This window comes from Agrococcus versicolor (genome assembly GCF_039531815.1).
GTDB classification, from domain to species: Bacteria; Actinomycetota; Actinomycetes; order Actinomycetales; family Microbacteriaceae; genus Agrococcus; species Agrococcus versicolor.
In genome coordinates this window covers 1,079,300-1,101,906 of record NZ_BAAAQT010000005.1, presented here as the reverse complement: position 1 = coordinate 1,101,906, position 22,607 = coordinate 1,079,300, and the positions used below count along the sequence as shown (strand labels likewise).

Sequence of the window (22,607 nt, the reverse complement as noted above, 5' to 3'; positions counted from 1 at the left end):
CCGAGTCTGGACCACGTCGCCGGTCGCACGCACCACCGCGAGCACGAGATCCGACGTCGCGACGACACGGAGACGCGGCACGGGCGCCGGGGGACACGCTGCGGATAGCATTCGACACGATGGCACCTGAGCCGTACCGCATCCTCGTCGTGGAAGACGACGTCGACGTCGCGCTCTACGTGCGCGTCGTGCTCGAGCGCGCCGGCGACATGGCCGTCGAGGTGCATCACCACGGCCGCGACGTCGTGGACCACGTGCGCAGGCTGCAGCCGCACGTCATCGTCACCGACCTCGAGCTGCCGGGCGTCCACGGCCTCGAGATCGTGCATGCCGTCCGCGAGGTCGAGCCCGAGCTCCCCATCGTCGTCATGACGGCGCACGCATCCGTCGACTACGCCGTGCGCGCCCTGCGCGACGGCGTCTCCGAGTTCCTGCAGAAGCCCCTCGACTCGGCGGCGCTCGTCGACGTCGTCCGCCGCCTCGCGATCGCCCACGAGGAGCAGCGCACGAGATCGCGTCGATCGATCCTCGCGGTGGGCGCCCATCCCGACGACGTCGAGATCGGCGTGGGAGGCACCCTCGCCGCGCACGCGGCGGCCGGCGACGCCATCACGGTGCTGACGCTGAGCCGCGGCGCTCGCGGCGGCGTCGCCGACGAGCGACAGCACGAGGCGCTCGCGAGCGCCGAGCTCATCGGCGCGCGCCTGTTCCTCGAGGACCTCGTCGACACGCACATCCCGGCGACCGACCCGACGGTCGGCATCATCGAGCGCGTCGTCGCCGCGTCGCAGCCCGACGTCGTCTACACGCACTCGAGCCACGACCGGCACCAGGACCATCGCGCCGTCCACGAGGCGACGCTCATCGCCACCCGCGGCGTCGCCGAGGTCGCCTGCTACCAGAGCCCCTCGTCGACGATCGACTTCCGCCCCTCGCGGTTCGTCACGATCGACGAGCACGTCGACGCGAAGCTCGCCCTGCTCGAGTGCTTCGCATCGCAGGGGTCGATCCGCGACTACCTCGATCCCGACTTCGTCGTCGCGACCGCGCGGTACTGGTCGCGCTTCGGCACGGGCAGGGCGTGCGAGCCGCTCGAGATCGTGCGCGACGCCGGGGGCGTCCAGTCGGTGGCGCGCGCGGCGCATCGCGCATCCAGGACGAGGCAGGAGCCTGCATGACCATCCGAGTGCTCGTCACGGGAGCGGGAGGCCCTGCCGGCGTCGCGGTCATCCGCTCGCTGCTGCGCAGAACCGACGTCGAGGTCCTCGCCGCCGACATGGACGGCTGGGCCAGCGGCCTCTACCTCGTGCCCGCCGATCGCAGGCGCATCGTCCCCGCGGGGGTGTCGCCGGGGTTCGTCGAGGCGCTCGCAGCCATCGCGCGCGACGACCGTCTCGACGCGGTCGTGCCCACGGTCGACGTCGAGCTGCTCACGCTCGCGGGCAGCAGGTCCCGCGTCCCGGCGACCATCGTGGCCGCGAGCGACGAGGCGCTCGCGACGAGCCTCGACAAGTGGACGCTCGTGCAGGCGTGCGATGGCGCGGCCCCGGTGCCGCGCACCCGCGTGCTCGACGCCGAGGGCGTCGCCGTCGACTGGGACTTCCCCGTCATCGTGAAGCCCAGGCGCGGCGCCGGCTCGCGCGGCGTCGCGCGCATCGACGATCGCGCGGCGCTCGAGGCGCTCGACCTCGACGACGGCGTCATCGTGCAGCAGTTCCTGCCCGGCGACGAGTACTCGGTCGACGTCCTGATGGGCGAGGAGGGCCGCGCCATCGCCGCCGTCCCGCGGCTGCGCGCCCGCGTCGACTCCGGCGTCGCCATCGCCGGGCGCACGGTGCACGACGACGAGCTCGAGTCGACGGCCGTCGCATGCGCGCGGGCAGCCGGCATCGTCGGCGTCGCGAACGTGCAGCTGCGCCGCGACGCGGACGGCGTTCCCGCGCTGCTCGAGATCAACCCCCGCTTCTCGGGAGCCATGCCGCTCACGATCGCCTCGGGCGTCGACATGCCCTCCATCGCCCTCGACCTCGCGCTCGGTCGTCCGACGCCCGCGTCGGTGCCGTTCCGCGAGATCGCGGGCGTCCGCTACCTCGAGGACGTCTTCCTCGAGCCCGCCGAGATCCTCGGGGTCGACGGTGCATGAGCTGCTGCGGGGCGACTGGCACGTGCACTCCACCTTCTCCGACGACGCCGTCTCGACGCTCGAGGAGAACGTCGCGGCGGCATCCGCCACCGGGCTGACCTCGCTGCGCTGCGTCGACCACGTGCGCGCGTCGACGACGTGGGTGCCCGAGCTCGTCGCCGCCATCGCCGCCCTCCGGGTGCCCGACGGCCTCGCGGTGCGCAGCGGCGTCGAGGCGAAGATCCTCGACGTCGACGGCACGATCGACATGCCCGCGGGCGTCCGGCTCGGCGACGGCGGCATCGACGCCGTGCTGCTCGCCGACCACCAGGTGCCGACGCCGGACGGGCCGTGGTCGCCGCGGGCGACCGTCGAGGCCCTGCAGGGCGGCCTGCCCGCGATCACGGTCGTCGACTGGATCCTCGAGGCGACGACGCGTGCCGCGCGCCGCGTCGCCGGCCACGGCCAGGTCGCGCATCCGTTCTCGATCCTCCCGAAGATCGGCCTCGACGAGGATGCGATCGACGACGGCAGGCTCGCGTGGTGGGCCGAGGAGCTCGCGGCCGCCGAGGCGATCGTCGAGGTGAACGAGAAGTGGGCGTGCCCCGGGCCGCGCGCGCTGCGCGCCCTGACGACCGCGGACGTGCGCGTCGTCGCGTCGACCGACAGCCACGTCGCCGGCGACGTCGGCCGCTACGATCGCGTCGTCGGGCTGCTGCAGGGGGTGCGTCGATGACCATCGCGGACGTCGCGATCACGGCCCTCTCCGTCGTGCTCGTCGCCCTCGTCGCCGCCGGCGCCGTGCCGGCGCTCGTCGCGCTCTTCCACTTCCTCGCGATCCCGTTCCACGCGTGGATCAACCACTACGGCAAGGCGCGCCCCACGACGCCGCGCGTCGCGATCGTGATCCCGGCGTGGAACGAGGGCCTCGTGATCGGCACGACGATCGATCGGCTGCTCCAGCTCGACTACCCGAGGGACCGCCTGCGGATCTGCGTCGTCGACGACGCGTCGACCGACGACACCCCCGACGTCGTGCGCGATCGCGCCGAACGGCATCCCGGCGTCGTCGTGCACATGCGCCGCGAGCAGGGCGGCGAGGGCAAGGCGCACACGCTCAACCACGGCATCCGGACGCTCCTCCAGGACGACTGGATGGAGGCGCTGCTCATCATGGACGCCGACGTCATCTACCGCCGCGACTCGCTGCGCAAGATGACCCGGCACCTCGCCGATCCCGAGGTCGGCGCCGTCACCGGCTACGTCCGCGAGGGCAGCGCGACGAAGAACGCCGTCACGCGCTTCATCGCCTTCGAGTACGTGCTCGCGCAGATCGCGAGCCGACGGGCGCAGAACGTCGTGGGCGCCGTCGCGTGCCTCGCGGGCGGCGCGCAGCTGCACACACGCGAGAACATCGAGGCGCTCGGCGGCGCGATCGACACCACGACCCTCGCCGAGGACACCGTCACGACCTTCGAGACGCAGCTCGGCGGCCGCAAGGTCGTCTTCGACCCGCACGCCGTCGTGCTCGCCGAGGAGCCGCCGAGCCTCGACGCCCTGTGGAAGCAGCGGCTGCGGTGGGGCCGCGGCAACGTGCAGCTCACGATCCGCAGCCGGCGCATCTGGTTCCGCCCGTCGAAGGTGCACGGGCTCGGATCGCTCGCCTTCGGGCTGTCGTGGTTCTCGGTCTTCCTGCTGCCGGCGTTCATGATCGGCGCCTCGGTCGGCCTCATCGGCCTGTACCTGCTCGACTCCGACCTCGCGACCGTCGTGTTCCGCGCGCTGTGGATCGTCGTCGGCTGCGCGTACGTCTTCAGCATGGCGTTCGCCGCGCAGCTCGATCCGGAGATCGGCAGGATCGCGTGGCGCGAGATCCTGCTGTTCCCGGGCATCATCTCGCTCGTCGTCATGGTCGCGGCGTTCTACCCCGGCCTCGTCGACGGCTGGCTGCTCGACCTGCTCGGCGTCGACATGACCCCCGCGCTGCGCACGACCTTCGACCTCGCGTCGTACGCCTGGATCAGCCTGTCGATGCTCGCGGCCTGGGGCGTGCGGCACGTCGACCGCACCCGAGCCCGATGGCTCACGGTGCCGCTGCTGTACCTCGTCGGGTTCGGGCCGGTGCTCTGCGCCGTGACGTTCGCCGCCTACGTCGCCGAGGCGCGCCGCCTCGACCGCGTGTGGGAGAAGACCGAGAAGACGGGACGCGTGGCCGGATGAGCGATGTGCAGGAGCAGCAGGCGGAGATCGAGCGCGACCGGCGCTCGGAGCGACGCCTGATCTGGCAGGCGCTCGTGGCGATCGCCGTCGTCGTCGTGCTCGTCGTGCTGCGCGAGTGGCTCTCGCGATGACGGCGCCGCTCAGCGTCCTCGTCGTCGACGACGTCGAGGATCAGCGCGAGCTGCTGCGCACGCACCTCGAGCGCGCCGGCTGCACGGTGCACGCCATCGCCGACCCCGTCGACCTCGAGGCCGCCGTCGCCAGCAGCGTGCCGGATGCCGCGATCGTCGACCTCCTCATGCCGACCTCCGACGGGTGGACGGTGCTCGAGACGCTGCGCCGCACGAACCCGGCGATGTCGCTCGTGATCGCGTCGGTGCTCGACGCGACCGACTACCCCGAGTCCGACGAGACGCTGCCGAAGCCGTTCAGCGGCGCCGACGTCCGCGCGCTCGTGGCGCGGCTCGAGGCCAGGCGCCGATGACCGGGGGTCGCGCGGTCGTCGCCGACGACGACCCGGACGTGCGGCTGCTCATCGAGGTGGCGGTGCGCCGCGCCGGATGCTCGATCGTCGCCTCGCACGCCGACGGCTCGTCCGCGCTCGCCGACGCCCTCGCGCTCGACCCCGACGTGCTCGTGCTCGACGACGCCATGCCTGGCATGACGGGAGCGGAGGTCGTGCGGGCGGTGCGCGCGGCGCGCGACGACGACCGGCCGTTCGCCGTGCTCATCTCCGCGGGCGTCGACGCGCTCGCAGGCAGGGCGCAGGAGGCGAGCGCCGACGCCTGGGTCGCCAAGCCCTTCTCCGTGCGCGAGCTCGCGGACGTCGTGGCCGAGCGGCGGCGGTCATGAGGACGCGGCTGAGCCTCGCGTTCCTCGACACCGCGACCCCGGGCGTCCGGCAGCTCGCCTCCGCCGTCGCGCTCGTCGTCGCCCTCGTCGCCCTCGCGGTCATCCCGGACATCGCCGTCGAGGTGCCCCTCGTCCTCGGCGCGAGCGTCATGATCGGGCTCGCGACGCTCGCGGCGATCGTGCTGCCGTGGGAGCGCTGGAACGACCGGTGGACGCTCGTCATCCCGCTCGTCTCCCTCCTCGCGTTCGGCATCTTCCGGCTCGGCACCGGCGGCGCGACCTCGGTGTTCGCCTCGCTGCTCCTGCTGCCCGTCGTCTGGATCGGCGCCGAGCGCGGCAGGATCTGCGTCGCGATCGCGGGCGTGGGCACGGCCATCGCGATGGCGCTGCCGTACCTCGTGGGCGCGCAGGCGTGGGTGCCGCAGCAGGGCGTGCGCGTGCTGTTCGCGCCGCTGATCTTCGCCATGGTCGCGGCGGTCGTCAACGAGCTCGCCGCGCACGGTCGACGGCAGGTCGCGCAGATCACGGAGCTCGCGCGCGAGCAGGAGCGCCTGCTCGAGGAGCTGCGCGGCGCCGAGGGATTCAACCGGAGCGTCTGGAACGCCATCCGGCACCAGGCCGTCATCATCACCGACACCTGCGGCCGGATCGTCGAGTGGGGTCCGGGCGCCGAGCGACTGCTCGCGACCTCGCGCCACGACGCCGTCGGGCGCTCGGCGGTCGAGTTCCTCCAGCCGGCCGGCTCGGAGGGCTCGCACGGCCTCGAGTTCGAGTCGCTGCTGACGCTGGCGGAGCAGGACGAGATCGCCGACGGGCTCGAGGTGCGCACGAGCGAGGGCGACCTCGTGCCGGTGGACGTCACGTACACCGCACGGCTCGATCGGGACGGACGCGCGCTCGGCTACATCCTGGTCGCGCACGACATGCGGCAGACGCGCGAGGCGGCACGGCTCAAGGACGAGTTCGTCGGCTCGGTCTCGCACGAGCTGCGCACGCCGCTCAGCTCGGTGCTCGGCTACCTCGAGCTCGCCCGCGACGACGAGGCCGGCCTCAGCGAGACGCAGTCGCACTACCTCGCCGTCGCGGATCGCAACGCCCGCAGGCTCCTCGCGCTCGTCGGCGACCTGCTGTTCGTCGCCCAGGTGGACGCGGGTCGCTTCCCCCTCGAGCTCGAGCGGCTGGACGTCCGGCGCGTCGTGCGCGCGTGCGCCGAGTCGGCCGTGCCGACGGCGTCGGCCGCCGGCGTCACGGTGTCCGTCGAGGTCCCCGAGCACGCCGTGGAGGCGAGGGCCGACGCGATGCGGCTCGGGCAGGCCGTCGACAACCTGCTGTCGAACGCCATCAAGTTCACGCCCGCGGGCGGGTCGGTCACGCTGACCGTCGCGCGCGAGGGCGACGAGCTGCGCATCGGGATCGCCGACACGGGGCTCGGCATCCCGAGCGAGGAGATGCGGCGACTCTTCACGCGCTTCTTCCGCTCGTCGACGTCGACGCGGCAGGCGGTGCAGGGCGTCGGCCTCGGCCTCAACATCACGCGGGCGATCGTCGACGCGCACGGCGGACGGATCGACGCCTCGAGCGTCGAGGGCGAGGGCACGACGTTCGAGATCTGGCTCCCGGCGCTCGGCGCCTGAGCAGCGCCGATCGCCGTGCCCTGCGCGCGTCCGCCGGGGTACGGCGGTCGTGTCGGCATCCGCCCGGATCGCCCCTGCGGGGTACGATCGAGAACATGACGAATGCTCTGTTCTCGGTGGTGGTGCTGGCAGGGACGCCGGCGCGATCGATCGCGCTCGCGCTGGCCGTCCAGGACGTCCCGGGCGCGACCGTCGTCGTCGCCGACCGGCTCGAGGACATGCCGCGCGAGGTGGCCGAGCACGATGCGCTCGTCGTCGTCGGGGACGCGATCCTCGTCGAGGACGGCGGCGCGACGCTCGCCCGCCTGCGAGCGTCCGCGACGGCCGTCGGCATCGTCGTGGCGGCGGAGCAGCCGTCCCTCGCCGTCGCGACGCTCGTGCTCCGCGCACGCGTCGACGAGTTCTTCCCCGGCACCGCGAGCGACGAGACCATCCGCGCCGCCGTCGCGGCGGTCGCCGCCGGCGTGGGCGAGCGCAGGCGAGCGGCCGTGCCGCCGCTCGAGCCGGTGCAGCCCGCCTAGACTGGGGCGCATGACCACCGTCGCCGACGTCCAGGTCGCCGTCGAGCGGCTCTGGCCCCGATCGGGGGCCGAGGACTGGGATGCCGTGGGCCTCGTGGCAGGCGATCCCGCCGACGAGGTGCGACGCATCCTGCTCGCGGTCGACGCCGTGCTCGACACCGCCGCCGAGGCGGTCGCCACGGGTGCCGACCTGCTGCTCGTCCACCACCCGCTGCTGCTGCGCGGGGTCACGTCCGTGGCCGCGACGACCGCGAAGGGCCGCATCGTCACCGATCTCGTGCGGGCCCGCTGCGCGCTGCTCGCGGCGCACACGAACGCCGACGTCGTCGAGCGCGGCACCTCCGGCGAGCTCGCCCGCCTCCTCGGGATCGAGGACGCGCAGCCCATCGTCGCCGCGCACGACGGCTCCGGCGACGGCCTCGGTCGTGTCGGCACGCTGCCGCGGCCCGTGACGCTCGGGCGTCTCGCGGAGGCCCTCGCGCATGCGCTGCCGTCGACGGCGAGCGGCATCCGCGTCGCCGGCTCGTTCGACCGCACGGTGCAGCGCATCGCGATCTGCGGCGGCGCGGGCGACTCGCTGCTGACGGAGCCCGCGGTGGTCGGCGCCGACGTCTACGTCACGAGCGACCTGCGCCACCATCCAGCATCCGACGCCCGCGAGCGGCACGCGCTCGGCGCGGGCCCCGCGCTCGTCGACGTGTCGCACTGGGCCAGCGAGTGGCTGTGGCTCGATGCCGCCGCCGAGCAGCTGCGGGCCGAGCTGCCCGGCGTCGAGGTCGCCGTGAGCGACCTGCGCACGGACCCCTGGGACTTCCAGGTGCCGCAGTGACCCGCGACCGGGTCGCCGGCACCGACACGCACGCACGCATCGCGACGAGCAGTCGCGCGAAGGAGGACGCATGGCCCTGACCGCCAGCCCCGAGGACCAGCGCAGGCTGCTCGACCTGCAGGACGTCGACACGCGCATCCGGCAGTTCGAGCACAAGGAGCGACTGCTGCTCGACGACCCCGAGATCGCCGCGTCCGACGACGCGCTCGTCGGGCACGACCGCACGGTGCTCGAGCGACTCGGCGCCGTCGACGACCTGCAGGCGGAGGTGCGACGCATCGAGGCGGACGTGCAGACCGTCGAGGCGCGCGCCAAGCGCAACCGCGAGCGCCTGCAGCAGACGTCGGATGCCAAGACGGCGACGGCGATGGAGCACGAGATCGCGTCGCTCGACAAGCGCCGCGGCGACCTCGAGGACATCGAGCTCGAGGTCATGGAGCGCCTGGAGGTCGCCGAGGCGGCGCTCGCAGGCGCCCGCGCGGCCGCCGAGGAGGAGCGCGCACGTCGTGGCCGCCTCGCGACGGCGCGCGACCAGGGTCTCGTGGGCGTCCGCGACGAGCTCGAGGCCGCACGCTCGGACCGCACGCGCGTCGAGGCGACGATCCCTGCCGACCTGCTCGCCCTCTACGAGCGCCAGCGCGCCCGCTACGGGCTCGGCGCGAGCCACCTGACGCGCCGCATGTCGTCGGCGAGCGGCGTCGAGCTGACCTCCGCCGAGCTGTACGAGGTCCGCGCCGCCGCGCCCGACGCCGTGCTGCTGTGCCCGTCGTCGTCCGCGATCCTCGTGCGCACCGAGGACTCGGGCCTGTGAGCGGTCGCACGCTCGTCATCGAGGCCGACGGCGGATCGCGGGGCAACCCGGGGCGCGCGGGCTCGGGCGCCGTCGTCATCGACCCGGCCACCGGCGAGCTGCTCGCGGAGGTCGGCACGTTCGTCGGCATCGCGACCAACAACCTCGCGGAGTACCGCGGCATGATCGAGGGCTGCCGCACGGCCCTCGCGATCGACCCGGACGCGTCGCTCGACGTCCGCATGGACTCGAAGCTCGTCGTCGAGCAGATGTCCGGTCGCTGGAAGATCAAGCACCCGTCGATGGCCGACCTCGCGCAGGAGGCGCGGCAGCTGCTCGCGGGCGTGCCCGTGCGCTTCACGTGGGTGCCGCGCGCGCAGAACGCACGCGCCGACCGCGTCGCCAACGAGGCCATGGACGTGGGCGCGTCGTTCGAGCGGCGCCACTGACGCAGGGACGCCCAGCGCGCGTCCGCCCGGCCCGGTAGCATCGTGGCGGGACTGGTCGGCCAGGCGGCCGCGTCACCTTCGGGTGCCGAGGAACGTCCGGGCTCCGCAGAGCAAGGTGGTGGATAACGTCCACCCGGGGTGACCCGCGAGCAAGCGCAACAGAGAGCAGGTCCGCCGGCATCACGCCGGTCAGGAGTGAAACGGTGGTGCAAGAGACCACCAGCGTCGCGTGCGAGCGCGGCGGCTAGGCAAGCCTCACCTGGAGCAAGACCAGACAGAAGGCCATGGGGCTGCTCGTCCCGCCTTCGGGTAGGTCGCTGGAGGCGTGCGGCAACGTACGTCGTAGAGAGATGGCCGTCCACGACAGAACCCGGCGTATCGGCCGGCCAGTCCCACCACCGGTCGTCTCGGCCCGCGCCCAGGGCGCGGGTCTACGGTGCGTCCATGACGCGCGGCGCACCCGACGACGACCTCCGCTGGTTCCGCGGGGCGGATGCGACCGCGCCGGATCGCGGTCCGATCGTCGGCTCGCGGCCGCCGCACGAGGTGCGCTCCGTCGTCGCGTACCTCGTCGGCGCCGGCATCCTCCAGCTCATCGGCGCGATCGCGATCGGCGTCGTGCTCGCCGGGCGGGTCGCTCCGGGAGTCGGGCTCGCCGTCGCGGCGATCGTCGTGGCATGCGCGATCGTGTCGGTCGTCTGCGCCGTGCTGCTGCAGCACGGATCGGAGCGCACGAGGCGATTCGTCGGCTGGCCGATCGACGGGGGAGGGCCCTCGTACGGCATCCACCACTGGGTGCGCGAGCGGCTGCGCACGCCCGAGGCGCGCCGCTGGTTCGCCGTGCACGCGAAGGCCCGAGCACGCAGGAGGGGCGGGCCGCGCTAGCGACCCGCCCCGTCCGTGCCCGTCGTCAGACGGTCGCGAGCTGCGGCTCCGCCGCCTCGATGGGCGCACGGCGCACGAAGCGCTTGAGCACGATGACCGCGAGCGCCGAGACGATGACGCCGGCGACGATCGCGACGAGGAACATCGGCCAGGTGCCCTGCATCGCGAACATGACGAACACGCCGCCGTGCGGAGCCTGGCTGACGACCCCCGCACCCATCGCGATGGCGCCGGTGGTCGCCGCTCCGAGGATCGACGCGCCGATGACGCGCAGCGGGTCGGCGGCGGCGAACGGGATGGCGCCCTCCGAGATGAACGCGGCGCCGAGGAGCCATGCGGCCTTGCCGTTCTCGCGCTCGGCGGCGGAGAACAGGCGGCGGTCGACGACGGTCGCGAGCGCCATGGCGAGCGGCGGCACCATGCCGGCAGCCATGACGGCGGCCATGATCATCCACGGCCCGGGGTTCTCGGGGGAGCCCGTGGCGAGGTTCGCGACGGCGAACGAGTAGGCGACCTTGTTGATGGGCCCGCCGAGGTCGATGGCCATCATGGTGCCCAGCAGGAGGCCGAGGAGCACGACGCCCGTGCCCGAGAGCGAGTTGAGGAAGTCGCCGAGGCCGGTGGTGAGCGCGGCGATCGGTCCGCCGAGCACGACGACCATGAGGCCGGAGGCGATGATGGAGGCGAGCAGCGGGATGAGCACGACGGGCATGAGGCCCGCGAGCCAGCGGGGCACGTTCCACGTGCCCATCCAGCGTGCGACGACGCCGGCGAGCAGGCCGCCGACGATGCCGCCGAGGAAGCCGGCGCCCATGAAGCCCGCGATGGATCCGGCGACGAAGCCGGGTGCGATGCCGGGTCGGTCGGCGAGGCCGTAGGCGATGAACCCGGCGAGCGCGGGCACGAGGAAGGCCATCGAGGCGCCACCGATCACGAAGGCGACGCAGCCGAGGTAGTACAGCAGGCCCTCGGCGGGCAGGTTCCAGAGCTGGAAGTTGAGCGCCGTGAACTGGGCGACGTTCTGCCCCTGCACGTCGCTGGCGAACGCGATCTCGTAGCCGCCCATCGCGAAGCCGATCGCGAGCAGGAGGCCGCCGCCGGCGACGAACGGGATCATGTAGCTGACGCCCGTGAGCAGCACGCGCTTCAGCAGGGCGCCGAACGACTCGTTCGAGGGTGCGGCGGAGGACGACGCGGCGCCCGAGGACGGCACGCGCGCCGCGGAGGGGTCGTCGGCGGCGGCGAGGGCGCGTGCGACGAGGCCGTCGGCGTCGTCGATGCCGCGCTTGACGGGCACCTGCACGACGGGCTTGCCGGCGAAGCGGCCCTTGTCGCGCACGTCGACGTCGACGGCGAAGATCACCGCGTCGGCGGCGGCGATGATGGCGGGGTCGATGGGCTTCGAGCCCGCCGATCCCTGCGTCTCGACCGTGATGCGCACGCCGGCGCGCTCGCCGGCGGCCTTGAGCGAGTCCGCCGCCATGTAGGTGTGCGCGATGCCCGTGGGGCAGGCGGTGACCGCGACGAGCGAGCGGGCGTCGGCGGCGACGGCCGCCTGCGTCTCCTCGCGGTCGGCGACGGCGGCGTCGACGAGCGCGACGACCTCCTCGGGCGTCGCGGCGGCACGCAGCGCTGCCGTGAAGTCGTCGTCGACGAGCGAGCCGGCGAGGCGCGAGAGCACCTGCAGGTGCGTGTCGGCGGCGCCCTCGGGCGCGAGGATCATGAAGAGGATGTCGGCGGGGCCGTCGGGGGCGCCGAAGTCGACCCCGGGCCGCAGGCGAGCGAAGAAGAGGGCGGGCTCGGCGACCGCGGCGGTCTTGGCGTGGGGGATGGCGATGCCGCCGCCCATGCCCGTCGCCGTGAGGGCCTCGCGGGCGAGGACGTCGGTGGCGAGGGCCTCCGCGTCGGTGGCGCGACCGGCATCGGCGACCATGCCGGCGATCGTGCGGATGACGTCGTCCTTCGTGGAGCCGAGGGGTCGGTCCAACGCGACGAGCTGTGGGGTGATGACGGGCAACGGTGCTCCTCGGGTGGGTGGCCTAGCGGCCGATGGGGTGGATGGCGACGCGCGATGCGTCTGCCTGGTCGATGGTCGGGATGCCCGTGCCCGGGAGGGCGGCGGCGGCGGATCCGTGGGCGATCGCCTGCGCGAGGCGCTCGGCCTCGGAGGCGCCCTGGCGCTCGGCGTGGAGGTAGCCGGCGAGCGTCGCGTCGCCGGCGCCGACCGTCGAGCGCACGACGGTCGGCGGGGGAGCGCCGCGCCATGCGCCGTCGGCGGTGACGAGCGCGGCGCCGTCGGCGCCGAGGGTGAGGAGCACGGCGGGCACGCGGCGCGCGAGGTCGTGGGCGGCGTCGATGGCGGCGCTCGGCTCGTCGAGCGCGTGGGCGTCGAGCCCGAGCAGCTCGGCGAGCTCGGTCTCGTTCGGCTTCACGAGGTCGACCCCGGCCGCGACCGCCGCGGCGAGCGCGGGTCCGGAGGTGTCGACGGCGATGCGTGCGTCGCCCGCCTGGCGGACGGCGTGCACGATCGCCGTCACGACGTCGGCGCTCGTCGCCGGCGGGAGGCTGCCCGCCAGGACGACCCACGTCGCTCCGGTCGCGAGCTCGTCGACGGCGTCGAGCAGCGCGTCGAGCACGCGGGCGTCGATGGCGCCGCCCGACTCGTTGACCTTCGTCGTCGTGCCGTCGGGGTCGACGATCGCGAGGTTCTGGCGCACGGGAGCGCCGATGGCGATCGCGACGGCCTCGATGCCGAGGGCGTCGAGGGAGACCATGAGCCGGTCGTGCGGGTCGGCGAGCACGATGGCCGTCGACGCCGAGCCCGCTGCGATGAGGGTGCGTGCGACGTTGACGCCCTTGCCGGCGGGCTCCTCGGTCGCTCGCGCATGGGCGCGAGCGACGCCGCCGACCTCGAGGGGTGCGCCGAGCTCGACCGTGCGGTCGATCGAGGGATGGAGCGTGAGCGTGAGGATCATGCGACGTGCACCTCCGTGCCGGCGTCGGCGAGGGCGGCTGCGAGGCCGGGCCCGGGGGCGTGGTCGGTGACGACGACGTCGACGTCGTCGAGGGATGCGAAGCGGCACAGCGTCGACGCCCCGACCTTCGAGGCGTCGACGAGGCAGGCGATGCGCCGGCCGGCGGCGACGATCGCGGTCTTGACGGCGGCCTCCTCCGGATCGGGCGTCGTGAGTCCTGCCGCGTCGAGGCCGTTCGTGCCGAGGACGACGACGTCGGGTCGCAGCGACTGCACGGCGAGCAGCGTCTGCGACCCGACGGCGGCGCCGGTGAGCTGCCGCAGACGGCCGCCGAGCACGTGCACCTCGATGGCGGGATGCCGCGAGAGGATCGCCGCGACGGCCGGGGCGTGCGTGGCGACGACGAGGCGCTCGGCGAAGCGCTGCGGCCACTGCTGCACGAGCGCCTCGGCGAACGCCGCGGTCGTCGTGCCGGCGTCGACGAGCAGGCTCGTCGCGCCGAGGGCGACGAGGCGACGCGCGGCGAGCTCGGCGATGCGACGCTTGCCCGCGGCGTTGCGGCCCACGCGCTCGTCGACGGCGGCCTCGACGAGGCTCACGCGCTCGGCGCTCACCGCCCCACCGTGCACGCGGCGGGCGATGCCGGCGACCTCGAGCGCGTCGAGGTCGCGTCGCACGGTCTCCTGCGTGATGCCGAGGTCCGAGGCCAGCTCGGTGACGAGCACGCGGCCCTCGGCGCGGATGCGCTCGGCGATCGCATCGCGGCGGTGCACTGCCAGCATCGAGCCTCCTCGGTCGTGACTCGACGGTAGCGCACGAACACAGCAAAGCAAAGGAAAACGCAGAAATAACCAGGTGCGCGTACCGTCGCGAGTCGACGTCGGGCACGGCAGGATGGCGAGCACGCGACGGGCGAGGGCGAGGTGCGAGGTGACGACCTACCGCAACGGCGAGATCTCCCACTGGGCCCGCGTGACGCCGCGCCCAGCCCTGCGGACGGCTGCGGCGCTGCCGCGCGAGGTCGACCTCGTCGTCGTCGGCGGCGGCCTGACGGGGCTGTGGCTCGCGTACTACGCCCTCGTCGACGACCCGACGACGCGCGTGCTCGTCGTCGAGGCCGAGCGCGTCGGCTACGGCGGATCGGGTCGCAACGGCGGCTGGCTGTCACCGTTGCTGCCGGGCAACCGCGCCGTCTACGAGCGCACGAGCGGCCTGGATGCCGTGCGCGCGTTCCAGCGATCGATGCTCGGCGCGATCGACGAGACCCTCGAGGTCGCTGCCCGCGAGGGCATCGACGCGGGTGCGATCCGTGGCGGTCAGCTGCGCATCGCGACGACCCCGGCCGGCCTCGGGCGACTCGAGGCGGAGCAGGAGGGGCACCTGCGCTACGGCTACGAGCCCGACGAGGCGGTGCTGCTCGACGCGGCGCGCACGACTGCCCGCATCGCCGTGCACGGAGCGCTGGGCGGCCTGCTGACGCCCGCGACGGCACGCGTGCAGCCCGCGGCGCTCGTGGCCGGGCTCGCCGCCGCGGTCGAGGCGCGCGGCGGGATGATCGTCGAGGGGGTGCGAGCCGAGGCCCTGGAGCCGGGCGTCGTCCGCACGAGCCACGGCCCCGTGCGCACCCGCCACGCCATCGCGTGCACGGAGGCGTACTCCGGCCCGCTCGTGGGCGAGCGCGCGCTCATCCCCGTCCACTCCTCGATGGTCGTGACGACGCCCCTGTCGGACGCCGACTGGGCCCGCATCGGATGGGAGGGTCGCGAGTGCCTCGGCGACGCCGCCCACACCTTCGTCTACGCGCAGCGCACCGAGGATGGCCGCATCGCCATCGGCGGGCGCGGCTCGCCGTACCGGTTCGGCTCAGGGCTGCCTGGCGATGGCGAGCTGCCGATCGCCGTCATCCGCCAGCTCCACGCGCGCCTGCGCGCGATGCTCCCCGGCATCCGCATGCCGGTCGCGCACGCGTGGCGTGGCGCGATCGGGGTCACGCGCGACTGGTGCGCTCGCGTGCACGTCGACGACGCCACGGGCGTCGGCCACGCGTACGGCTACGCCGGGCACGGCGTGACGGCCACGAACCTCGCCGCGCGCACGCTGCTCGACCGGATCCGCGGCCGACGCACGGCGCTCACGGCGCTGCCGTGGAACGACCACGACGGCGGCACGTGGGAGCCCGAGCCCATCCGGTTCGTCGGCGTCCATGGCATGGTCCGCATGTTCGCGGTCGCCGACGCATGGGAGGAGCGCACGGGTGCGGCCCGGACGTCGCTGCTGGCGACGGCGGGCGGCAGGCTCGCCGGCCTCCACGAGTAGCGCGCGGGGCCGGCGAGGCGCTCAGGCCTTCGGCGGCTCCTGCGGGTCGATGCCGACCGCGAGCGCCGCCGCGCCCATGATGCCCGCGTTGTTCCGCAGCGTCGCGGGCACGATGGGCGTCTGCAGGTCGAGCAGCGGCAGGAACTTGTCGGCCGACTTCGAGACGCCGCCGCCGACGACGAAGAGGTCGGGCGAGAAGATGAACTCGAGGTGGGCGTAGTAGCGCTGCAGGCGCTCGGCCCACGCCTCGTACGACAGCTCCTCGCGCTCGCGCGCCTTGTTCGACGCCCGCGACTCGGCGTCGTGGCCGTCGAGCTCGAGGTGGCCGAGCTCGGCGTTCGGCACCAGCACGCCCTTGTAGATGAGCGCCCCGCCGATGCCCGTGCCGAGGGTCGTGAGGATCACGAGCCCGTCGACGTCCTTCGCCGCGCCCCAGTGGTCCTCGGCGATGCCCGCGGCATCCGCGTCGTTCACGAAGTGGATGGGGCGGCCGAGGTGCTGCTCGAAGAACCGCTCGGCCTCGAAGCCGATCCACTGGTCCGACACGTTCGCCGCGCTCAGCGTGCGGCCGTGCTTCACGATCGCCGGGAAGGTGACGCCGATGGGCGTCGCCTCGGCGGCGTCGAGGCGGCCGACGAGGTCGACGACGACCGTCGCGATGTCCTCGGGCTCGCCGCCGGCGGGCGTCGGCAGCTTGATGCGGTCGCTGAGCAGCTCGCCGGAGCGCACGTCGACGAGCGCCGCCTTGATGCCCGTGCCGCCGATGTCGACGCCGATCGCCTGCGTGGCGCGCTTCTTGGACTTCTTGTCCTTGCTCATGGTCGGTCGGTGCTCATTCCTGCGTGGTGGGGAGGGTCAGGACGTCGGCACCGGCCTCGGTGACGACGATCGTGTGCTCGAACTGCGCGGTGACGCTGCGGTCCTTCGTGGCGGCGGTCCAGCCGTCCGCCCACAGCGCGTAGTCCGGGGATCCGCCGAGGGTCAGCATCGGCTCGATCGTGAAGACCATGCCGGGGACCATCTCGGTCGTGTGCGACGCGGACTCGTGATGCGGGATGACGAGGCCGGAGTGGAAGGACGTGCCGACGCCGTGCCCGGTGAAGTCGCGCACGACGCCGTACCCGAAGCGCCGCGCGTACGTCTCGACCGCGCGCCCCACGAGGTCGACGCGGCGGCCGGGCGCGACGACGCGGATGGCGCGGTGCAGCGCCTCCTCCGTGCGCGTCACGAGGTCGTCGACCTCCGGTGCGACGGCCCCGACGCGGAACGTGCGGTTCGTGTCGCCGTGCACGCCGTCGACGAAGGCCGTGACGTCGACGTTGACGACGTCGCCCTCCTCGAGCACCGTGTCGTCGGGGATGCCGTGGCAGATGATCTCGTTGACGCTCGTGCACGACGAGCGGGGGTAGCCGCGGTAGCCGAGCGTCGACGGATAGGCGTCGTGCTCGACGAGGAAGGCGTGCGCGACGCGGTCGAGCTCGTCGGTCGTCGCGCCGGGGCGCACGGCCTGCTCGACGGCGACGAGCGCGTCCGCCGCGATGCGTCCCGCACGTCGGATCCGCTCGATCGTGCCCGCGTCGTAGACGTCGCCGCCGACGTGCGCCGCGGGGCCGGGACGCCCCACGTACTCGGGCCTCGCGATGCCGCGCGGGACGGCGGGGGCGGGCCCGACGACGCCGGGCACCAGGTGACCGCTCGCGTCCTTGGGCATAGGCTCCAGCATAGGGAAAGGGGACGATGATGACCGAGTACTGGTACAACCTCGAGACGGGCGCCGTCGAGGAGGGCATGGTCTCTCCCGGCTACGATCGCGCCGGCCCGTTCACCTCCGCCGAGGAGGCTGCACGCGCCCCCGAGATCATCAAGCGGCGCTCCGAGCAGTGGGCCGCGGAGGAGGCGGCGGAGGACCGCTGACCCGCGTGGCCACGGCGCATCTGCTCGTCGGCCTCGACGGCGCCGGCAAGTCCACGCTCGCCCGCCGCCTCGCCGCTGACGGTGGCGCCGTGCGGCTGAGCCTCGATGCCGTCATGCGCGCGATGCACCCGGGGCTCGCGTTCGACGACGAGCGCTACGGGCACGTCGGCTGACGACGGGCGTCGCGGGACGCGACGCGGTCAGCCGGCGGCGACGATGCGGCGCAGGGTGCGCAGGTTGCGTGTCATCGTCGAGTCCTTGCCCACGCGCGTCAGCGCCCGCCCGAACGGCGAGTCGATCGTCGTGCCCGTGGGGTTCGACCAGCACAGCGCGTCGCCGACGAGGGCGAGGTCCTCGGGGGTCTCGGTCGTGGCGAGCCGCTCGAGCACGCCGACGTCGAGGCCGAGCACGACGTAGGGCGTGTGCGCATCGTCCTCGGCGAACGGGTACGACGCCACGATGCGGGCGAGCGCCTCGAGCTCGAGGCCGAGCACGCGGATCCGGCGGCCGTAGCCGGCCTCGAGCGCGGCCTCGGCGGTGCGGGCCGCTGCCGTCGCGTCGTCGGCGTCGACGATGGCGTTGCCGCTCGCGAGGACCGTCCGGACCTCGCCGAGCCCCGCGTCCGCGAGCAGCGCCCGCAGGTCCGTCGAGCGCACGACGACCCCGCCCACGTTGACGCCCCGCAGCAGCAGGACGACGCGGGAGGTCGCCATCGTGCCCGCCCTACTCGTACTCGTGCTCGGCCGAGGGGTACGCCCCCGACTCGACGTCGGCGCGGAAGGCGACGACGGCCTCCGTCAGCGTCTGCGCGAGGTGCGCGTACTGCTTCACGAAGCGGGGCGTGCGGCCCGTCGTGAGCCCGGCCCAGTCGGTCCACACGAGCAGCTGCCCGTCGCAGTGCGGACCGGCGCCCACCGACAGCGTCGGGATCTCGAGCGCCGCGGTGACCTTCGCGGCGGCGTCCGAGGGCACCATCTCGAGCACGACCGCGAAGGCGCCTGCGGCCTCGACGGCGAGCGCGTCGCGCAGCAGCTGGTCGGCGCCGTCGTCGCCGCGACCCTGGATGACGTGGCCGCCGAGGCCGTGCTCCGACTGCGGCGTGAAGCCGACGTGGCCCATGACCGGGATGCCCGCGTCGACGATGCGGCGGATCTTGTCGGCCGAGCGCTCGCCGCCCTCGAGCTTCACGGCGTGCGCACCCGTCTCCTTCATGAAGCGGATCGCGGTGTGCAGCGCCTCCGCGGCGTCGACCTCGTACGAGCCGAACGGCATGTCGGCGACGACGAGCGCGCGCTGGCACGAGCGCGCGACGGCACGCGTGAGGGGGATGAGCTCGTCGACCGTCACCGGCAGCGTCGTGTCGTAGCCGAGCACCGTGTTGCCCGCGGAGTCGCCCACGAGCAGGAAGTCGATGCCGGCGCGGTCGAAGATCTGCGCCGTGAGGGTGTCGTAGCTCGTGAGGCCCGTGATCTTCACCCCGTCGGCCTTCGCCTGGCGGAAGTGGCGCGTGCGGACGCGCTTCCTGGTGGTGCCGGGCACGGACTGCGGTGCGCCCCCGTAGGGGCTCGACTCCTCTGGCATGCGAGGAGCCTACGCCGTGCGAAGGGGGAGCCGACGGCGTCGCCGTCTGCGAGGATCGACCCATGGATGCGTTCCGCAGCGCCTACGCCCACGGATTCGCCCGCGTCGCCGCGTGCACGCTGCCGGTCGCGCTCGCGCAGCCCGCCGTGAACGCGGAGCGCATCGCCGAGCGCGTGCATGCCCTCGACGCGCAGGGGGTCGCCGTCGCGGTCTTCCCCGAGCTGTCGCTGTCCGGCTACGCGCTCGACGACCTCCATCTGCAGGACGTGCTGCTCGACGCGGTCGATCGCGCGATCGTCGACCTCGCGGCGGCGACGGCCGACTGCGCGACGATCGTCGCGGTGGGTGCCCCGCTCGCGATCGGCAGCCGCGTGTTCAACTGCGGCGTGCTGCTGCACCGCGGCGTCGTGCTGGGCGTCGTGCCGAAGATGTCCATCCCGAACTACCGCGAGTTCTACGAGCTGCGCTGGTTCGCCGAGGGATCCCGTGCGCCGTCCTGGATCCAGCGGCCGCACTGGCCGGGTGCCGACGACGACGGCGAGCTGCCCTGCGGCCCCGACCTCGTCGTCGTGGCCGACGACGTCCCTGGTCTCGCGGTGCACGCCGAGGTCTGCGAGGACATGTGGGTGCCCGTGCCGCCGTCGGCGCTCGCGGCGCTCGGCGGCGCGACCGTGCTGCTCAACCTCTCGGCCTCGCCGATCACCGTCGGCCGCGCCGAGGACCGCCACCTGCTCGCACGCTCGGCGTCGGCGCGCGGCAACGCCGTCTACGCGTACGCCGCCGCGAGCGAGGGGGAGTCGTCGACCGACCTCTCGTGGGACGGCATGACGATGGTCTACGAGCTCGGCGACCTGCTCGGCGAGTCCGAGCGCTTCCCGTCCGGCCCTGCCGAGACGATCGTCGACGTCGACCTCGACCGCCTGCGGCAGGAGCGGATGCGACAGGGGAGCTTCGACCAGAACGGGGCGATGGTCGGCGCGCCGGGGGTGCGCGAGATCCACGTCGAGCTCGAGCCGACGACCGAGGACATCGGCCTGCGCCGCGCCGTCGACCGCTTCCCCTTCGTGCCCGACGACCCGGCGCGTCTCGCGCTCGACTGCTACGAGGCGTACAACATCCAGGTCTCGGGCCTCGAGCAGCGCCTGCGCGCCCTCACGACCGACGCGTACGCGCCCCGCATCGTCATCGGCGTCTCCGGCGGCCTCGACTCGACGCACGCGCTCATCGTCGCCGCGAAGGCGCTCGAGCGGCTCGGGCGCCCCGTCACCGACATCCTCGCGTTCACGATGCCGGGGTTCGCGACGAGCGCGGGCACCCGCTCCAATGCCATCGCGCTCATGGAGTCGCTCGGCGTCACGTGGGAGGAGCTCGACATCCGCCCCGTCGCCACGAGCCTCCTGCAGACGATCGGGCACCCGGCGGGCGAGGGGGAGCCCGTCTACGACGTGACGTTCGAGAACGTGCAGGCGGGCCTGCGGACCGACCTGCTCTTCCGCATCGCGAACCAGCGCGGCGGCATCGTGCTCGGCACGGGCGACCTCAGCGAGCTCGCGCTCGGATGGTGCACGTACGGCGTGGGCGACCACATGTCGCACTACGGCGTCAACGGCGGCATCCCGAAGACCCTGATCCAGCACCTCATCCGCTGGGTCGTCGACACCGGGCAGTTCGGCGACGACGTCGGCGAGGTGCTCACGGCGATCGTCGGGCAGGAGATCAGCCCCGAGCTCGTGCCGCAGACGGATGCCGGCGCCATGCAGTCGACCGAGGACGCGATCGGCCCGTACCCGCTGCAGGACTTCACGCTCTTCCACGTGCTGCGCCGCGGCTACCGGCCGTCGAAGATCGCCTTCCTCGCCATGCACGCCTGGGCGGACGCGTCGACGGGCGCGTGGCCCGTCGGCTACCCGGTCGAGAAGCGCATCGCCTACGACCTGCCGACCATCCGACGATGGCTCGAGGTGTTCGTGCGCCGCTTCTTCCAGCACCAGTTCAAGCGCTCGGCGCTGCCGAACGGGCCGAAGGTGGTCGCGGGCGGCTCGCTGTCGCCGCGCGGCGACTGGCGGATGCCGTCGGACGCCTCGGCGGCGGCGTGGCTCGCCGAGCTCGACGCGGCGCTGCCGGCGTCGGACGTCCCGGCCGCGCACGGATAGCCTGGGGTCACGGAAGCGAAGGGACCTTCGATGGACAAGCAGCGTGACTTCGTGCTTCGCACGATCGAGGAGCGCGGCGTCAAGTTCGTGCGACTGTGGTTCACGGACGTGCTCGGCACGCTGAAGTCGGTCGCGATCGCCCCCGCAGAGGTGGAGAGCGCGTTCGCCGAGGGCCTCGGCATCGACGGCTCGTCGATCGAGGGACTCACGACCGCGTCGGAGGCCGACGTCATCGCCCGCCCCGACCCCGCGACCTTCCAGGTGCTGCCGTGGCGCGGCGAGGTCGACCCGACCGCGCGCATGTTCTGCGACATCCTCACGCCCGACGGCGAGGGCGCCGCCGCCGATCCGCGCAACGTGCTGAAGCGGGCGCTCGCGCGCGCCGCCGAGCGCGGCTTCTCCTTCTACACGCACCCCGAGTGCGAGTTCTACCTGCTGAAGGACGCCGACCCCTCGAACCCGACGCCCGTCGACCAGGCCGGCTACTTCGACAACGTCCCCGGCGGCACGGCGAACGACTTCCGTCGCGCGAGCGTGCGCATGCTCGAGGACCTCGGCATCTCGGTGGAGTTCAGCCACCACGAGGCGGGCCCGGGCCAGAACGAGATCGACCTGCGCTACGCCGACGCGCTCTCGACGGCCGACAACATCCAGACCTTCCGCACCGTCGTGAAGGAGGTCGCGATCGCGCAGGGCGTGCATGCGACCTTCATGCCGAAGCCCCTGCAGGCGCAGCCGGGCAGCGGCATGCACACGCACATGTCGCTCTTCGAGGGCGAGCAGAACGCCTTCCACGACGCGGCGGGCCAGTACGGCCTGTCGAGGACCGGCCGGCAGTTCGTCGCCGGCCTCCTGCGCCACGCGCCGGAGTTCACGGCCGTCACCAACCAGTTCGTCAACTCGTACAAGCGCCTGTGGGCCGGCGACGAGGCCCCGAGCCACATCTCCTGGGGCCACAACAACCGCTCGGCGCTCGTGCGCGTGCCGCTGTCGAACAAGCCGCAGAGCGCCCGCGTCGAGTACCGCGGCATCGACGCCGCCGCGAACCCGTACCTGGCGTTCTCGGTCATGCTCGCCGCAGGCCTCAAGGGCATCGAGGAGGGCTACGAGCTGCCGGAGGAGGCGACGACGGAGGTCTGGAGCCTCACCGACAAGGAGCGCCGCGCGCTCGGCTACGAGCCGCTGCCGTCGAGCCTCGACCGCGCGCTCGGCCTCATGGAGGACTCCGAGCTCGTCGCCGAGACGCTCGGCGAGCAGGTGTTCGAGTTCTTCCTGCAGTCCAAGCGCGCCGACTGGCGCCGCTACCGGGCGCAGGTGACCCAGTACGAGCTCGAGGCCAACCTCACGCTCCTGTGATGCGGCACGA

At 73.4% G+C, this 22,607-nt stretch carries 25 protein-coding genes and 1 other RNA gene; 19 read left to right on the top strand and 7 right to left on the bottom strand.

Annotation, left to right across the window (positions count from 1 at the left end; translation table 11 throughout):
- The first annotated feature begins 119 nt into the window (after positions 1 to 119).
- From ABD249_RS08205 to ABD249_RS08140, 14 genes are all read left to right on the top strand, one after another.
- Entirely contained in the window at positions 120 to 1,178 is a 1,059-nt protein-coding gene (locus ABD249_RS08205; RefSeq protein WP_344342482.1) for a response regulator, read from the top strand.
- Positions 1,175 to 2,143 (top strand): ATP-grasp domain-containing protein, encoded by a 969-nt coding sequence (locus ABD249_RS08200; RefSeq protein ID WP_344342480.1) that lies wholly within the window; start codon positions 1,175 to 1,177, stop codon positions 2,141 to 2,143. The genes ABD249_RS08205 and ABD249_RS08200 overlap by 4 nt, the downstream gene beginning before the upstream one ends.
- Positions 2,136 to 2,858 (top strand): histidinol-phosphatase, encoded by a 723-nt coding sequence (locus ABD249_RS08195; RefSeq protein ID WP_344342479.1) that lies wholly within the window; start codon positions 2,136 to 2,138, stop codon positions 2,856 to 2,858. Before ABD249_RS08200 ends, ABD249_RS08195 begins: the two co-directional genes overlap by 8 nt.
- Positions 2,855 to 4,342 carry a glycosyltransferase family 2 protein gene (locus tag ABD249_RS08190; protein WP_344342478.1) on the top strand — a complete coding sequence of 496 codons (1,488 nt, stop codon included), beginning with the start codon at positions 2,855 to 2,857 and terminating at the stop codon, positions 4,340 to 4,342. The genes ABD249_RS08195 and ABD249_RS08190 overlap by 4 nt, the downstream gene beginning before the upstream one ends.
- Positions 4,339 to 4,473 carry a hypothetical protein gene (locus ABD249_RS08185; RefSeq protein ID WP_344342476.1) on the top strand — a complete coding sequence of 45 codons (135 nt, stop codon included), beginning with the start codon at positions 4,339 to 4,341 and terminating at the stop codon, positions 4,471 to 4,473. Before ABD249_RS08190 ends, ABD249_RS08185 begins: the two co-directional genes overlap by 4 nt.
- The gene (locus tag ABD249_RS08180; protein ID WP_344342475.1) at positions 4,470 to 4,826 is read left to right on the top strand and encodes a response regulator; all 357 of its coding nucleotides are present in this window, start codon (positions 4,470 to 4,472) and stop codon (positions 4,824 to 4,826) included. The genes ABD249_RS08185 and ABD249_RS08180 overlap by 4 nt, the downstream gene beginning before the upstream one ends.
- A complete protein-coding gene (locus ABD249_RS08175; protein ID WP_344342474.1) occupies positions 4,823 to 5,194 on the top strand; it encodes a response regulator in 372 nt (123 codons plus the stop codon). Before ABD249_RS08180 ends, ABD249_RS08175 begins: the two co-directional genes overlap by 4 nt.
- Entirely contained in the window at positions 5,191 to 6,828 is a 1,638-nt protein-coding gene (locus ABD249_RS08170; RefSeq protein WP_344342472.1) for a sensor histidine kinase, read from the top strand. Before ABD249_RS08175 ends, ABD249_RS08170 begins: the two co-directional genes overlap by 4 nt.
- Before the next feature lie 95 nt (positions 6,829 to 6,923).
- The gene (locus ABD249_RS08165; RefSeq protein WP_344342471.1) at positions 6,924 to 7,349 is read left to right on the top strand and encodes a hypothetical protein; all 426 of its coding nucleotides are present in this window, start codon (positions 6,924 to 6,926) and stop codon (positions 7,347 to 7,349) included.
- Between the two features lie 10 nt (positions 7,350 to 7,359).
- Positions 7,360 to 8,178, top strand: a complete 819-nt coding sequence (locus ABD249_RS08160) for a Nif3-like dinuclear metal center hexameric protein (RefSeq protein ID WP_344342469.1) — start codon at positions 7,360 to 7,362, stop codon at positions 8,176 to 8,178.
- 70 nt (positions 8,179 to 8,248) lie between these two features.
- Complete coding sequence (locus ABD249_RS08155; RefSeq protein ID WP_344342468.1) at positions 8,249 to 8,989, top strand: zinc ribbon domain-containing protein; 741 nt, start codon at positions 8,249 to 8,251, stop codon at positions 8,987 to 8,989.
- Positions 8,986 to 9,417: a reverse transcriptase-like protein gene (locus ABD249_RS08150; RefSeq protein ID WP_344342467.1), complete on the top strand. Its 432-nt coding sequence runs from the start codon at positions 8,986 to 8,988 to the stop codon at positions 9,415 to 9,417. The genes ABD249_RS08155 and ABD249_RS08150 overlap by 4 nt, the downstream gene beginning before the upstream one ends.
- Before the next feature lie 51 nt (positions 9,418 to 9,468).
- Positions 9,469 to 9,811, top strand: an RNA gene (gene rnpB, locus ABD249_RS08145) — RNase P RNA component class A.
- 50 nt (positions 9,812 to 9,861) lie between these two features.
- A complete protein-coding gene (locus tag ABD249_RS08140; protein ID WP_344342465.1) occupies positions 9,862 to 10,302 on the top strand; it encodes a hypothetical protein in 441 nt (146 codons plus the stop codon).
- A 25-nt stretch (positions 10,303 to 10,327) separates the two neighbouring features.
- Here ABD249_RS08140 and ABD249_RS08135 read toward each other — a convergent pair whose 3' ends face one another.
- The 3 genes from ABD249_RS08135 to ABD249_RS08125 are packed head-to-tail and all read right to left on the bottom strand — an operon-like array spanning position 10,328 to position 14,059.
- Positions 10,328 to 12,319 (bottom strand): PTS fructose transporter subunit IIABC, encoded by a 1,992-nt coding sequence (locus tag ABD249_RS08135; protein WP_344342464.1) that lies wholly within the window; start codon positions 12,317 to 12,319, stop codon positions 10,328 to 10,330.
- Between the two features lie 22 nt (positions 12,320 to 12,341).
- Positions 12,342 to 13,277: a 1-phosphofructokinase family hexose kinase gene (locus ABD249_RS08130; RefSeq protein ID WP_344342462.1), complete on the bottom strand. Its 936-nt coding sequence runs from the start codon at positions 13,275 to 13,277 to the stop codon at positions 12,342 to 12,344.
- The gene (locus tag ABD249_RS08125; protein WP_344342461.1) at positions 13,274 to 14,059 is read right to left on the bottom strand and encodes a DeoR/GlpR family DNA-binding transcription regulator; all 786 of its coding nucleotides are present in this window, start codon (positions 14,057 to 14,059) and stop codon (positions 13,274 to 13,276) included. Before ABD249_RS08125 ends, ABD249_RS08130 begins: the two co-directional genes overlap by 4 nt.
- Before the next feature lie 148 nt (positions 14,060 to 14,207).
- Between ABD249_RS08125 and ABD249_RS08120 the strand changes: the two genes are divergently transcribed.
- On the top strand, positions 14,208 to 15,593 hold the full coding sequence (locus tag ABD249_RS08120; RefSeq protein WP_344342460.1) for an NAD(P)/FAD-dependent oxidoreductase: 1,386 nt from the start codon (positions 14,208 to 14,210) through the stop codon (positions 15,591 to 15,593).
- A 21-nt stretch (positions 15,594 to 15,614) separates the two neighbouring features.
- Here the strand turns inward: ABD249_RS08120 and ppgK are convergent, their stop codons facing one another.
- Both ppgK and map read right to left on the bottom strand, forming a co-directional pair.
- Positions 15,615 to 16,412: a polyphosphate--glucose phosphotransferase gene (gene ppgK / locus ABD249_RS08115; RefSeq protein WP_344342458.1), complete on the bottom strand. Its 798-nt coding sequence runs from the start codon at positions 16,410 to 16,412 to the stop codon at positions 15,615 to 15,617.
- A 13-nt stretch (positions 16,413 to 16,425) separates the two neighbouring features.
- Positions 16,426 to 17,304 carry a type I methionyl aminopeptidase gene (map, locus tag ABD249_RS08110; protein WP_344342457.1) on the bottom strand — a complete coding sequence of 293 codons (879 nt, stop codon included), beginning with the start codon at positions 17,302 to 17,304 and terminating at the stop codon, positions 16,426 to 16,428.
- Positions 17,305 to 17,333: 29 nt separating this feature from the next.
- Here map and ABD249_RS08105 point away from each other — a divergent pair, with 29 nt between their 5' ends.
- Positions 17,334 to 17,507, top strand: a complete 174-nt coding sequence (locus ABD249_RS08105) for an SPOR domain-containing protein (protein ID WP_344342455.1) — start codon at positions 17,334 to 17,336, stop codon at positions 17,505 to 17,507.
- A gap of 5 nt (positions 17,508 to 17,512) precedes the next feature.
- The gene (locus tag ABD249_RS08100; protein ID WP_344342454.1) at positions 17,513 to 17,680 is read left to right on the top strand and encodes a P-loop nucleotide/nucleoside kinase family protein; all 168 of its coding nucleotides are present in this window, start codon (positions 17,513 to 17,515) and stop codon (positions 17,678 to 17,680) included.
- Positions 17,681 to 17,707: 27 nt separating this feature from the next.
- Here ABD249_RS08100 and ABD249_RS08095 read toward each other — a convergent pair whose 3' ends face one another.
- Together ABD249_RS08095 and panB are read right to left on the bottom strand one after the other, a co-directional pair.
- On the bottom strand, positions 17,708 to 18,220 hold the full coding sequence (locus tag ABD249_RS08095) for a DUF1697 domain-containing protein (protein ID WP_344342452.1): 513 nt from the start codon (positions 18,218 to 18,220) through the stop codon (positions 17,708 to 17,710).
- 10 nt (positions 18,221 to 18,230) lie between these two features.
- On the bottom strand, positions 18,231 to 19,088 hold the full coding sequence (gene panB, locus ABD249_RS08090) for a 3-methyl-2-oxobutanoate hydroxymethyltransferase (protein WP_344342451.1): 858 nt from the start codon (positions 19,086 to 19,088) through the stop codon (positions 18,231 to 18,233).
- Between the two features lie 62 nt (positions 19,089 to 19,150).
- Between panB and ABD249_RS08085 the strand changes: the two genes are divergently transcribed.
- Positions 19,151 to 21,241, top strand: coding sequence for an NAD(+) synthase (locus ABD249_RS08085; RefSeq protein ID WP_344342450.1), 2,091 nt, complete (start codon positions 19,151 to 19,153; stop codon positions 21,239 to 21,241).
- Positions 21,242 to 21,271: 30 nt separating this feature from the next.
- Entirely contained in the window at positions 21,272 to 22,597 is a 1,326-nt protein-coding gene (glnA, locus tag ABD249_RS08080) for a type I glutamate--ammonia ligase (RefSeq protein WP_344342448.1), read from the top strand.
- Positions 22,598 to 22,607 lie beyond the last annotated feature (10 nt).